Annotated in this window: 12 protein-coding genes and 1 riboswitch; of the genes, 5 read left to right on the forward strand and 7 right to left on the reverse strand. The window is 52.5% G+C overall.

Annotation, left to right across the window (positions count from 1 at the left end):
• Positions 1 to 32: 32 nt before the first annotated feature.
• Complete coding sequence (locus AACU55_RS01030) at positions 33 to 989, reverse strand: nitrate ABC transporter substrate-binding protein (protein ID WP_041673235.1); 957 nt, start codon at positions 987 to 989, stop codon at positions 33 to 35.
• 210 nt (positions 990 to 1,199) lie between these two features.
• Between AACU55_RS01030 and AACU55_RS01035 the strand changes: the two genes are divergently transcribed.
• Positions 1,200 to 2,546, forward strand: coding sequence for an aminotransferase class I/II-fold pyridoxal phosphate-dependent enzyme (locus AACU55_RS01035; RefSeq protein WP_037037021.1), 1,347 nt, complete (start codon positions 1,200 to 1,202; stop codon positions 2,544 to 2,546).
• Between the two features lie 4 nt (positions 2,547 to 2,550).
• Here the strand turns inward: AACU55_RS01035 and AACU55_RS01040 are convergent, their stop codons facing one another.
• The gene (locus AACU55_RS01040) at positions 2,551 to 2,973 is read right to left on the reverse strand and encodes a GNAT family N-acetyltransferase (RefSeq protein ID WP_134706514.1); all 423 of its coding nucleotides are present in this window, start codon (positions 2,971 to 2,973) and stop codon (positions 2,551 to 2,553) included.
• An 83-nt stretch (positions 2,974 to 3,056) separates the two neighbouring features.
• Positions 3,057 to 3,119, forward strand: a riboswitch (Fluoride riboswitch).
• A gap of 66 nt (positions 3,120 to 3,185) precedes the next feature.
• Here AACU55_RS01040 and crcB point away from each other — a divergent pair.
• From crcB to AACU55_RS01055, 3 genes are all read left to right on the forward strand, one after another.
• Positions 3,186 to 3,569, forward strand: a complete 384-nt coding sequence (crcB, locus tag AACU55_RS01045) for a fluoride efflux transporter CrcB (protein WP_037037017.1) — start codon at positions 3,186 to 3,188, stop codon at positions 3,567 to 3,569.
• Positions 3,570 to 4,028: 459 nt separating this feature from the next.
• Positions 4,029 to 4,685 (forward strand): TetR family transcriptional regulator, encoded by a 657-nt coding sequence (locus tag AACU55_RS01050; RefSeq protein ID WP_037037015.1) that lies wholly within the window; start codon positions 4,029 to 4,031, stop codon positions 4,683 to 4,685.
• A 9-nt stretch (positions 4,686 to 4,694) separates the two neighbouring features.
• Positions 4,695 to 5,882 carry a multidrug effflux MFS transporter gene (locus AACU55_RS01055; protein WP_134706515.1) on the forward strand — a complete coding sequence of 396 codons (1,188 nt, stop codon included), beginning with the start codon at positions 4,695 to 4,697 and terminating at the stop codon, positions 5,880 to 5,882.
• Positions 5,883 to 5,947: 65 nt separating this feature from the next.
• Here AACU55_RS01055 and cspE read toward each other — a convergent pair whose 3' ends face one another.
• The 5 genes from cspE to AACU55_RS01080 all read right to left on the reverse strand — a co-directional run bounded on the left by cspE (position 5,948) and on the right by AACU55_RS01080 (position 11,801).
• Positions 5,948 to 6,157, reverse strand: coding sequence for a transcription antiterminator/RNA stability regulator CspE (gene cspE, locus AACU55_RS01060; RefSeq protein WP_009636912.1), 210 nt, complete (start codon positions 6,155 to 6,157; stop codon positions 5,948 to 5,950).
• Between the two features lie 177 nt (positions 6,158 to 6,334).
• Positions 6,335 to 7,078 carry a DUF2076 domain-containing protein gene (locus tag AACU55_RS01065; RefSeq protein WP_134706516.1) on the reverse strand — a complete coding sequence of 248 codons (744 nt, stop codon included), beginning with the start codon at positions 7,076 to 7,078 and terminating at the stop codon, positions 6,335 to 6,337.
• 196 nt (positions 7,079 to 7,274) lie between these two features.
• Entirely contained in the window at positions 7,275 to 8,405 is a 1,131-nt protein-coding gene (locus tag AACU55_RS01070) for an ABC transporter substrate-binding protein (protein WP_037037011.1), read from the reverse strand.
• A gap of 191 nt (positions 8,406 to 8,596) precedes the next feature.
• On the reverse strand, positions 8,597 to 10,696 hold the full coding sequence (locus AACU55_RS01075) for a prolyl oligopeptidase family serine peptidase (RefSeq protein WP_134706517.1): 2,100 nt from the start codon (positions 10,694 to 10,696) through the stop codon (positions 8,597 to 8,599).
• Positions 10,697 to 10,787: 91 nt separating this feature from the next.
• Positions 10,788 to 11,801, reverse strand: a complete 1,014-nt coding sequence (locus AACU55_RS01080; protein ID WP_013576518.1) for a Ppx/GppA phosphatase family protein — start codon at positions 11,799 to 11,801, stop codon at positions 10,788 to 10,790.
• A 311-nt stretch (positions 11,802 to 12,112) separates the two neighbouring features.
• Here AACU55_RS01080 and AACU55_RS01085 point away from each other — a divergent pair, with 311 nt between their 5' ends.
• Positions 12,113 to 12,358 carry a hypothetical protein gene (locus tag AACU55_RS01085; protein WP_013576519.1) on the forward strand — a complete coding sequence of 82 codons (246 nt, stop codon included), beginning with the start codon at positions 12,113 to 12,115 and terminating at the stop codon, positions 12,356 to 12,358.
• The last annotated feature ends 35 nt before the right edge of the window (positions 12,359 to 12,393 follow it).

Consider the following 12,393-nt stretch of genomic DNA (forward strand, 5'->3'; position numbering starts at 1 on the left):
GTCGCTTACTTGTGAAAGCGATCGGTTAAGTGTTACTGAGCAAAGTTCGGGAACAAATCTCCCGGCGTCAGACGCCTGGCAGTCAGCCCCTGGGCATGTAATTCCTGCGCAAAATCGTCGATCATCTTTTCATTGGCGGCGTAACCGTTTGCATTCCAGTCCGCAGGTAAATCGACCACAGTGCGACGTAAATCATCCAGCAACCATGGCGTGGTATCGGCATATTTCGCGCGCTTATCCATCCAGACTTCATAAGAGCGATCGATGATTTCACTCAGCGCCTGCGGTAACCACGGATGCTCTTCGGCCAGCGCAGGCTTGATTGCCAGCAGGTGAATACCGGGGATGTACCCGACGCGGTTGAAATAGGCCAGTTCGGCGGCACGAAAATCGGGCTGGAACTGACGGAAACCGGAATCAGGTTTGAAGAATCCCTCAGGCATAAAGGGTGTAAATACCGCATCCAGCCAGCCTTCCTGTAACAACTCCATCATAGGACGTTCTTCCGGCACGGCTTCGATGCGCCCTTCGCGGCCAAAACCGGCCAGACGGTCAACAATCGGGTGCGCTTCGGTCAGGCGGCCGACATACCAGTTCGCATCTTCAATGCCCACACCTTCAAGTGCCAGCAACGTGCGGGTCCAGGTATTGCCGGAATCCTGCCAGCCGGTCAGGCCAATACGTTTACCGGCCAGTTGATAAAGTTCGGTCAGCGGGCTGTCTTCACGGGTGATGATGCAGCGCTGACGGAAGCCGCGCATCAGAAAATGCGGTATCGCCAGTAAATCAGATTCGCCCCGCGCACGCCCTTGTGCATAACGGCTGAAAGACACTTCACCCGCATCGTATTTATCGCTGGTCCCCAGGTTATCAACCAAAGTGCCCACGCGGTCTATCTCAAGATTAAACCCTTCCGGTTTAAGATCGCCTAATGCCAGCGGCGTAAAATAATCCCAGTCACGAACCGCCAGCCTGATGGTAATCGTCACATCTTTCCCCTTAAGTGTCAGCATGGTTAATATGCAGAAAAACAACTGTGCGTTTACAAACCTGCCCGAAAACACACCAAATTCTTTTACTAAGGCCATCATCTTCACGGCAAGATGATTATTTTATCGCCTGCGTTGGCTAAGTTTGATACTAATGGCATAAATTAATATGTACAATAGAATCTTTGTTACTGAACAAAAGGCAAAAAAATGACAGAAAACTCTCTCGAAAAAACGCTGGATGCAGAATGGTTAGCGACGCAATTACAGGATCGTTCCATGCGGGGCATTGCGATTGAAACCGCAGCGATGATCCGATCCGGTGTGATCGAGATTGGTACGCATCTTCCCGCCGTGCGTGAACTCGCGCAGGCGCTGGGCGTCAGTCCTGCCACGGTTTCAGCCGCCTGGGGTCAGTTGCGACGTCAGAAAGTGATCGCCGGACGGGGGCGAAACGGCGTCTGGGTGTGCGGCGACATGCTGTCTCCACGACCTGCACGCTTCGAGAAAATCGGCAATTTTGGTGAGCATATTATTGCGGATCTGGCGCTGTCATCGCCGGATCCGGCACTGTTGCCTGACTTGCACGAAGCCATGCAGCGCGGTGTTGGCGCAGACAATCTGAACAGTTATCAGCGTGAGGCTATCGCGCCGTCGCTGCTTGAGGCCGCACGCCAGGACTGGCCTTATGACGCCCCCGCTTTTATGGCGGCGGATGGTGGATTTGACGGCATGAACCTGACGCTGCAAACCCTGCTGATGCAGGGTTCGGTGGTGGCAATTGAAGACCCGACTGCCACACGCCTGCTGGATATGCTGGACAATCTCGGTGCGCAGGTCATTCCGGTGAAGTGCGACGAATTCGGCCCCACGCCGGAATCACTCAGTCAGGCACTGCTGAAAAATCCTTCAGCCTTTATTTTTCAGCCACGTACCCATTCGCATTGTGGCCATGCGATTAACGCAGAACGTTATGCTGCGCTGGCTAACATTCTCAGCCAAAGTAACACACTGATTATTGAAGATGACGGGATCGGACAGTTGTCACGTTACGCGCCGCTGAGTATGGGCAGCAAACTGCCGGACCGCACGGTGCATGTCCGTTCTTATTCCAAAGCGTACGGCCCGGATTTGCGGCTGGCGGTGATTTCGGGATCGGTGGATTTAATCAAACAAATCAAATCATTCCGTAACTTTGGTGCCGGCTGGTCGAGCCGTATTTTGCAGGAAGCGCTGGCGTGGCTGATTAACGATCCGAAAACGCAGCAAGGGATTACGCAGGCTAAAAAAGTGTATGCGGAGCGACGCAAAGCCATGTCCGATGCGTTGCGCATTCGCGGCGTGAATATCCCCGACCGCGACGGACTGGCGATGTGGATCCCGGTGCCATCGGAACAGTTTGCGCTGGTAACGATGGCCGCGCGTGGTATTGCGGTTCTGCCCGGCGAACGCAGCCGCATCGGGCCGGGGCAATTTATCCGTATCAGCACCAGTCAGATGAAACCGGAGCAGGTTGATCTGATCGCCGACGCTATCGTGCTGGCGCTGGATGTCTGATCATTCAGAGTTTTTTCAGCAGATACTTTGGCGATTCCTCGTACTGCGCCCGCGCATAAAAAGTGTGGGCGCGTACACGGCGGGTATGGCTGTGAACTTCCATCCGGTCACACCCCCGGTCCGCTGCCAGACGTTCGGCCTCATCCAGCAATTTCTGGCCAATTCCGCTGCCACGCGCGTGATCGCTGACGCACAAATAACTGATACGACAAAATTCGCCAGCCAGCGCGATTTGCGGAATGAAATGCAACGAAATAAACCCGACAGCCTGACCTTCTGTTTCGGCCACTAACAGGCGGCTGTCCGGGTTCACGGCCATTTTTGCCATACGTTCTGCTATCGCTTCAGACCTGTTGGGATAATCCAAATCCCCCAGCAATTGCGCCAGAACTGGCGCATCCTGCACGGTACCTTCTCTGATTAACATCGCCTTTTCCTTTTCACAAACTGTTTCCGAAACGCGTCTACACAAGCGCCATCACACAATGTAAACTGAGCGCCTGCATTACTTTGCACTGTGGAGATGACATTCCTCCCAAACCGCCTTTACCGGCTGATGATGTCTGCGCAATCTCGCGAGAGGTTCGTAGCGTCATGCCCGGGCCTTTCTGAATTTCATCTATTTTTTAAGGTATCACTATGTTTAGCACCTTACTTGCAGTCTTTATTGGCGGTGGTATTGGCAGCGTTGTGCGCTGGTATGTCAGTCTCAAAATGAACGGAATGAGTCCGCTACTGCCCGCTGGCACCCTGACCGTGAATCTGGTCGGCGCCTTTATCATTGGCCTGGGCATCGCGATTTTCACCCGCCTGACCCATATCGACCCGGTATGGAAGCTGCTGATCACCACCGGCTTCTGCGGTGGCCTGACAACCTTCTCCACCTTCTCTCTGGAGGTGGTTTACATGCTACAGGATGGTCGCTTTGGCGCCGCCCTGCTAAACATGGCACTGAATCTGGCCGGCTCACTGGCCATGACATTACTGGCGTTTATGCTGGTCAGCTGGTTCAGCGCACACTGATCCTATCCTCCGGCGATGCCTTTTTAATGACAAAAGGCATCGCTGTGATAAATCTGTGACGCAGGTTCACCTCCTCCCGCCGTATCTTAATGTTTCCTTCATCTTATCTGCAGATAATAGCGTCAGTTCACTCTGGTTTATCTTTGAGGTATGACATGTTTTCTGTGCCAAAAACGTCTTCTGAGTTCCTGGTTGTTGCCCTCTGTGTTCTGACAGTTGTGGCTTTTTTACAGGCATACTTTGCTTAACAGCCCCGCCTGACCCGCAGCCCCCCTTTCCCGTAAACGGCGCATTCCTCTGGATTGCGCCGTTTGCCTTTGTGCGTCACGCTTAATTGCGCTGAAACGAAACGCCACTTTTTATTTCATTCATAATACAAATATTTACCTGTTCGTCCTTATTGCCTATACTTGAGAATGATCGTTCGCAACCTACATCAGTCACATTACCGGGTATCTCATGCTTCACCCACAACAATGCAGTAAAGATGCGCGCATCAGCGCCCGACGCGACCAGATTATTGCCGCCGCCCGCCTGTGTTTTCGCAAGCATGGTTTCCACGGTGCTGGTATGGCTGAAATCGCTAAAACTTCACAGCTCAGTGTGGGGCAGATATACCGCTACTTCGCCAATAAAGATGCGATCATCGAAGATATCGTGCGGCGAATAGTGATGAAAAAAATCAGGCTGATGACCGGCAACGCGCATAATTTGCAGCAGGTGGCTCATAATCTGGCGCACCGTCGGATTGGCAATTTAAGCGCGCCGTATAAAGAAGATCAGTGCATCGAACAAAAAGAGCAGGCCGAAATTGACCACGCGCTGATGCTGGAAGTCGCCGCAGAAGCGACCCGTAATCCGATCGTGGAAAAAATCTGGCGTGACTCCGAAAAACAGCTTTTTAACGAAGCAAAAACGCTCCTCAGTGCCACCTTCCCGCAATTTTCCGATGCTGAAATGACCGCAAAAGTCGAATCATTAGCGGTGATTTGCGAAGGCACGGCTTTTCGTCGCATGACGACTGTTCACGCCGACGCTGAGATTCTGGAAGCCTTATACCATCGCTACTTCCGGAGCCTCTTCGAAACGGATTTAACCACCAGCAAACTGGAATAAACTTTTACCATGAGCGCTCACCTGCACGAAAAACGCCTCGGTTACGCCCTTGTTCTCGGCTCGCTTGCCGCACTCGGGCCGTTATGTACGGATTTATATTTACCGGCATTGCCGGAGATGGCTGGCGACCTGAATACGTCCACCGCCAGCGCGCAGTTAAGCCTGACCGCCGGTTTACTCGGCCTCGGTTTCGGCCAGTTACTGTTCGGCCCGCTGAGCGACCGCTATGGCCGTATGCGCCCGCTGTTGTGGTCACTGGCGTTATTGCTGGCTGCCTCGGTCTGGTGTGCGGTGGCACAGGACATCAGTCAGCTGATTGTCGCTCGTCTGTTGCAAGGGATCGCCGGTGCCGGTGGCGCGGTATTGTCACGCGCGGTGGCAAGGGATTTGTATAACGGGCATGAGCTGACACGGTTTTTTGCGTTGCTGATGCTGGTGAACGGGCTGGCTCCGATCATCGCCCCGGTACTGGGCGGCGCAATGCTGAACTGGGTTAACTGGCGGGGAATATTCGGCGTACTGGCGTTTATTGCCATCTTACTGTTCAGCTTCTCCTCGCTAAAACTGCATGAAACCTTAACGCCCGAACGCCGTTCAGGGGGCGGTATTATCAGCATGCTGGGCTCGGTATTCAGCCTGCTGAAACATCGTCCGTTTATGGGGCTGTGCCTGACACAGGGCTTTATTATGGCCGGGATGTTCGCGTATATCGGCGCGTCACCTTTTGTGCTGCAACAGATTTACCATCTCAGCCCGCAGATGTTCAGCCTGTGCTTTGCGATTAACGGCATCGGCCTGGTGATTTCCGCACAGGTGTCTACCCGTCTGAGCCGCCGCTTCGGCGAAATGGCGCTGGTCAAAGCCGGTTTGTGCATCGCCGCAGTGGCCTCGGTGGCGCTGGTGATTTCCGCCAGCCTGAATGCGCCACTCGTGATGTTACTGGTGCCGCTGTTCTTCTCGGTGATGGTGATCGGGATTATCAGCCCGAATGCTGGCTCGCTGGCGATGCAAAGTCAGGGGAAAAATGCAGGCAGCGCGTCTGCCCTGCTGGGCGTGTGTATGTTTGCGCTCGGGGCGGTTGCCGTACCGGTAACGGGTTTCGGCAGCCATCCGGCGTTGTCGATGGGGCTGACCATTCTCGGCTGCTACGCGATTGCTATCCTGATGTTCGTGACGCTGGTGCGTAAACCGGCATAAGGTTCTGGCGAACGACAGGCAAAAAAAAACCCGCTTCGGCGGGTTTTTCAATAAATCGGCTAAAGTCAGATAGCGATAACGTTAGCAGCCGACGGGCCTTTGGCACCATTGGTGATTTCGAACTCTACGCGTTGGCCTTCAGCAAGGGTTTTGAAACCGTTGCTGGAAATAGCAGAGAAATGAACGAAAACATCTTTGCTGCCATCTTCAGGGGTAATGAAACCAAAACCTTTAGATTCATTGAACCACTTAACGCTACCTTTAATCTTAGACATCAAACTTACCTTTACGTGAATGTTGGACACAAAATGTGTGTCAAACACAGTACAGCAACAGATTTGGCTTTTGTCCAGAATTCTGATGGCAATAAGCGATAAACCTCTCACTCTTCACCTTCTGCTGCTTTTTTCTGCTGCCAAAAAGCCCCTTAATAGCCTTATGACATCAACCGGTTAGAAGAATGAGTCATCATCATTATTGAAATCATCAGTGTTGAAATCATCATTTCCGAAACCCAAATCCGAATTGTCATTACGCAGCGACGCATCTTCCCATGACGGCTGATTGCTGTCGAAACCCTGACTGTTATCGAGGAAGCTGCTGTCAGCAGGATTGAGATCCTGCACGGGCGGTTCTTCGATGATATTGACGATTTCCTGCGGCTGGCTGTGATGGAACATGCCGGTCAGCATATCCGCCAGCACCACCCCACCCGCGACGCCCGCCGCCGTGCGCAATGCACTGCCCAGAAAACCCGGCTGCTGGGGTGCAGCTTGTGCCGGTGCCTGCTGTTGCGGCTGTTGGGCATATTGCTGTTGCTGAGGCTGACTTCCCCAGCCTTGCGTACCGGGAATGGGCTGGCTGCCCTGCGCCGCCTGGCGTTGCGGTTCAGGCTGAGACGTGCCACCGCCAAACAAGCCAGCCAGAAAACCGGTGCTTTGCGGTTTGGCCGTCTGCGCCTGCTGTTGCAACTGCTGAACCTGCTGTTGCAATTCTTGTACCTGCGCATTCAGTTTGGTCAGCGCCGCTTCCTGAATAATCATTGCCTGCGCCATGTAATACGGGGCAGATGGCTGCTGACGAATATGGGCCTGAATCACACGTTCAGCTTCCGCATCACGCGGTGCCGTGTTGGACTCAGCCTGTTGTAAGCGACTAAAAAGCCCGTCAATTAAACGCTGTTCTTCAGATTGCATAAATTCACCTTGTTGATATGTCGTACTGCGTCAGGAGCGACGCCGGTCGGCGTTATTCGGATACAGTAATACAGTTAGTTTTTTGTATAAATTAACGGAGTGTCAACAAATGTGACGGAGGTAAAGTTAGTGCAGAAAGCGCGCAGAGGGATTGAAAAACCGCCTGCGGGGCCACAGGCGGGGGAATTATCAGCACTTACTTTTTCGGTGTCCAGCCAAGGATGAAATCCTGATCCGGCAGGTTGGTATAGTTACGTACGATGTCGTGGTAAGTCTTCGCCGGGTCCAGATCTTTAAACTGTTGCGGATAAATAAACTTCGCCAGATATTCCATCCCGACAATGTTATACGGATGGTTGTAGAACTGGTGATAAATACCGTAAACGTGGCCCGCATTCACCGCAGGGATTTGCGCCACGCCGGTGCGTGAAAGCAACACTTTGGCTTCTTTATCCACATCCGCTTCATCCGCACCGTAGCCAAACGGCAGAATATGCGTCACAGAGCCACTTTTCGGACGTGCCGAACCGGTCATGATGTAAACGTCCGGCTTCATGCTGATCACCTGTTCCAGAGAAACGGTGCCTGATGCGCCCGGCAGGAGGCTGGAACCGATGTTATTGGCATCTACCGCCTGGATCAGTTTTCCCCATCCCGCATTACCGTGTGTGAAACAGCAGGAGTCGTCGCGACCGGCAATTGGCTCGATAAACACATTCGGCCTGGTTTTAATCGCCTCTGCGGCTTTCTGAATAGCCTGGAAATGCTGGTTATAGAACGTGGTGTAGGCGCGGGCGTTATCCTCCTGATTCATCACTTTGCCGAGCAGATCAATACTTGGCGCGGTGTTTTTTGCCGGATCCAGCTCGTAATCGACAAACAGTACAGGGATGTGCAGCGCGGCGAGTTTATCCAGCACCCCGGCCTGCGCCAGTGAATCTTTCGCCCGCATCTGCGCAATCATCAGATCTGGTTTTTTAGCGATCACCGTTTCCAGATCCACCTGCCCTTTGTCGCTGAATCCCATATCGAGGATTTTCGCCGATTCAGGCCATTTGCTTTTCAGCATCTCCCAGGTGCCGCTGTCAGTTTTCTTCAGCAGGTTATTCCAGGCCACCACATGCTGAAAAGGATTGGCTTTATCCAGCACCGCCAGCGCCAGAAGATCGCGCCCGTCCTGCAAAATGACCCGTTGCGGCGCTTTATCGATAGTGACTTTCTGACCGGCTATGTCCGTGACCGTCAGCGGATACGTGGTAGCAAAACTGGCAAAGGAGGCCGCCATCAGACCGGCAACAGACAGCACGCGAGCAGTATTCTTTAACATGCGATTACCCGAAAATGAGAATGAATGAAAAATGATTTTGATAATTGTTATCAACACAAGCCGAAATAATAAACAAGGAAAGGTGAAGGGGGCAACGTTTTTAAAGCGGACAGAGGGAGTTAAAACATGTCGAAATATTAACGGGATACCACAGAGGCATCCCGTTTTTCATCAGACTCTCGCGGGCAATATCAGCCGCTGGCTTTGTCACGGCCAATAAAGTGCAGCAGAAATTCGCTCACCATCACCCGTTTAAACGCGGACTGTTTTTTGTCAGCTGCGGCGCTGTGGCCGCCGTCAGTATTCTCGTAAAAATAGACCTGCGGGATACCCAGCGCCTGCATTTTCGCGGCCATTTTACGTGCATGGTCAGGCCCGACGCGGTCATCGCTGGTCGCCGTTGAGAACAATACCGGCGGATATTTTTTTGCCGGATCAATATTGTGATACGGCGAAAATTCGCGGATAAACGCCCATTCTTCCGGTTTCTGCGGGTCGCCGTATTCAGCAATCCACGAAGCGCCAGCCGAGATTTGCGTGTACCGGTACATATCCAGCAGCGCCACTTCACACACGATGGCCCCGAATAATTCCGGGTAGCGTGTCAGCATATTGCCGACCAGTAAACCACCGTTGCTGCCGCCCTGCGCCGCCAGATGGGCCGGTGAGGTGATCTTGCTGGCAATCAGCGCCTTCGCCACGGACGCGAAATCTTCGTAAGCGCGCAGACGTTTTTCTTTCAGCGCCGCTTTATGCCATTCCGGCCCGTATTCGCCACCGCCACGAATATTTGCCACCACAAACACGCCGCCGCGATCCAGCCACGACACACCGCTGACCCCGAGATAATACGGCTCAAGGGAGACTTCGAAACCACCGTAGCCATAAAGCAGCGTCGGGTTCCTGCCGTCATACGCCACATCTTTGCGCGAGATGACAAAATACGGCACGCGGGAACCGTCGTCGGACACCGCGAAATGCTGGCTGACCTGATAACGGGTGGCATCAAAATGCGACGGATCTTGTTTAAGCAGTTCGGCTTCCACGTCCGCGCCGCTATCCAGATTTCCGAGCGACAAACTGGCCGGTTGCAGGAAACCGCTGACACTCATGAAATATTCATTGGTCTCATCATCCACGCCCCACGCATTGATTTTGCTCAGTTCCGGCACTTTGCCGAACGGCTCACGCTGCCAGTCGCCGTCTTTTGGCGTCAGCACTTCAAGCCGGTTGACGACATCACGCGTGATGCTGAGGATGATATGATCACGGGTGTAGGAATAGCCGTTGAGCTGGTCACGGGTTGCCGTCACGCCGCTGAGAGAAGAATGCGCACCCGGCATAAACAGAGGTTTCAGCGTGCGATCGCCTGCCATAAAAGCGTCAAAATTCATGGTCAGCAACGAACCGGACGGCCAGCTTTCGCCGTTCACCTGCCATTCGCTAGAAGGCTGGATCAGGATCCACTCGCGCCAGCTGCTGAATTTAGCATCCGCCGGCAGATCGATTTTGATTAAGTTTTTGTCGTCATCAAGCAGGAACACTTCACGGTGATAGAAGTCGGTGACACGCACCACATAATTGCGCTCAAACCCTTTGGTGGCATCGCTATAACCCGCCGCCATCATGTCTGTCTTTTCTGCGCTGAACACCGTGACCGCTTCGCACAGCGGTGTACCACGCTGCCAGATTTTGACGATGCGCGGATAACCGGAACCGGTCATTGAGCCTTCACCAAAATCAGTGGCGACAAACAAATGGTCGCGGTCAATCCAGCTGATGCGGCTTTTCGCGACCGGCAAATAAAAACCGTCCGGCACAAAATCCTGAGTGATTAAATCAAACTCGCGCACTTCAGAGGCATCACCGCCATCCGGCGACAGCACTAACAACGCACGCCCGAAATCCGGTTTTAAATTCCAGAAACCGTGAAACACCCACTCCTTCCCTTCGGCTTTACCCAGCGCATCGATATCCAGTACGGTGTGCCATTGCGGTTCGGCTTTACGGAATTCATCAAGCGTGGTCTTGCGTAAAATGCCTTTCGGGTTCTTCGCGTCCTGCCAGAAGTTGTACCAGTCGTTGCCACATTTCCACACACCGGGGATTTGATCCGGCGAATTCAGGCCTTCCAGCACTTTCTCCCGCAGCGGCTCGAAATCGTTACCCTGCGTAAACGCTGCCAGCGTGATGGCATTTTGCTCACGCGCCCATTCCAGGGCTTTTTCGTTGCGTAAACCTTCGAGCCAGATGAAATCATCCTGCGGGGGAGTGCCTGAGTCAGTTGTCATGTCATTCTGCTCCTTCAGTCAATACAGCCATTTTGAATGCTTTTACATCAACGCTTTTACTCTCAAAGATAAAGAGTATCGCTTCAGGAATTTATTGCACCAGGATGCCCTGAATCAGGCTGGCTTTGACAATCGTCACCTGTGAGATATTCAGCGCCTGCATAAAGCCCTCCACCAGCAGTAAATTGCTGACATCGGTCGCGCGGTATTCGCCGGTAAGTTCACTGTCCCCTTTCCACACCTGATTTTTCGACACGCGTTCTACATCAGCCAGACTGTAAGTATTGTTCGCCGGATGGATCTGGTCTTTCAGCGAAAAACCATGAACGCCGCCGATACCAATCACCCGACGGGTTTGCGCATCCTGTTTGATTTGAGGACTGACGTGCGTCCTCGCGTAGAAATTCACGTAACGCAGCACCGTATTGCGCAGCGATCCAATCGGGTTCGGCGAGGCGGCTTTATCCAGTTCCTGATTTTTAAGCACGCTGATAATGAATTCTTTCAGGGTTACCGATGCCAGTTTGCCCTGATATATATCCGTCACGGGCTGACCGTTTTGTTCGCGGATGGCGGTCATTTGCATTGAGCCGCCGCCGATATCCCAGACCAGCAGATCCTGATTGTTGATGGTGTTGTCATGCAGCGCCGCCTTCGCCGACAGGAAACCCAGCTCCGCCTCCTGCTCCTGAGAAATCACACGAAGCTGGATTTGTGTCTGCTGGTTGAAACGGTCAATGACCTGCTGACCGTTAGCCGCTGAACGAAACACTGCGGTGGCAACGCCGGTAATGCGCTGCGGATGAAAGCTGCGGGCTTTATCGACCATCTGTTTCAGCGCCGTCACGCCCTGTTGTTGCATGGCCTCGCTGATCTGGTTGTTGCCGGATTTGCCCAAATCCTCATTAAAGCCCAGCGGCTTTTGGTCTTCATACAGCACTTTTCCCGGCAGATGTCGGCAAATATCAACCTGCGCCACCTGAATTTTGGTGGTACCGGATCCCATATCAATTGCCCCGCGGGTTTCGATACAGTTTTCTGCCAGCACAGAAAATGTGCTCAACGCGAATAAGGTGCCCAGAAAACCCTTTACCCAATAATTCATCTCATCCTGCCCCTGAAAAATAAAAGAAAAGTAGAAAGCATCCAGAAATACCCGTTTTATGGCGGTGATTTCAAGTCTTTTAGTTTCCTTTTACGTTCTGAATAACCTTCCGAAAAATGCAGGATTGTCCTTAAATAATCCATTCTGCGATCTGCATGGTTTCGGCAATCCTTTTTTGTGAGTCACTTCAAGCAATGAAATAACAGGAACGCCTATAAAGAAATCATTACTTTGTCATGACAAAAAATGACAGGGATTTGAGGTAGAAAAGGGAAACGAAAATCAGGCAGCCACAGAAAAGGAGTGAATGTATGGAATGGAAGATCATCGACATCCTGAATATCCCGCAGACCGGACTGAAATATATCTGTATCCAGGCTTTTAAAAACCTGAAGCTGATTTTGTCCGTAGACAATGATTTTAAGCTGCAAACCGGCGACACCTTAGAGATTACGCCGGAGGGCTATTCACTGAATCGTCATCAGGCACAGAGCCTGAAAATTCACCGAATGATGCCGTATTGTCAGCAACGCTGGCAGTCGCTTTCCATTCAATAAATGGTTTTACACGCACGTCAGCCATAGAAAAGCCG

Source organism: Rahnella sp. CJA17(1/100) (genome assembly GCF_963881615.1).
Taxonomy (GTDB): domain Bacteria; phylum Pseudomonadota; class Gammaproteobacteria; order Enterobacterales; family Enterobacteriaceae; genus Rahnella; species Rahnella aceris.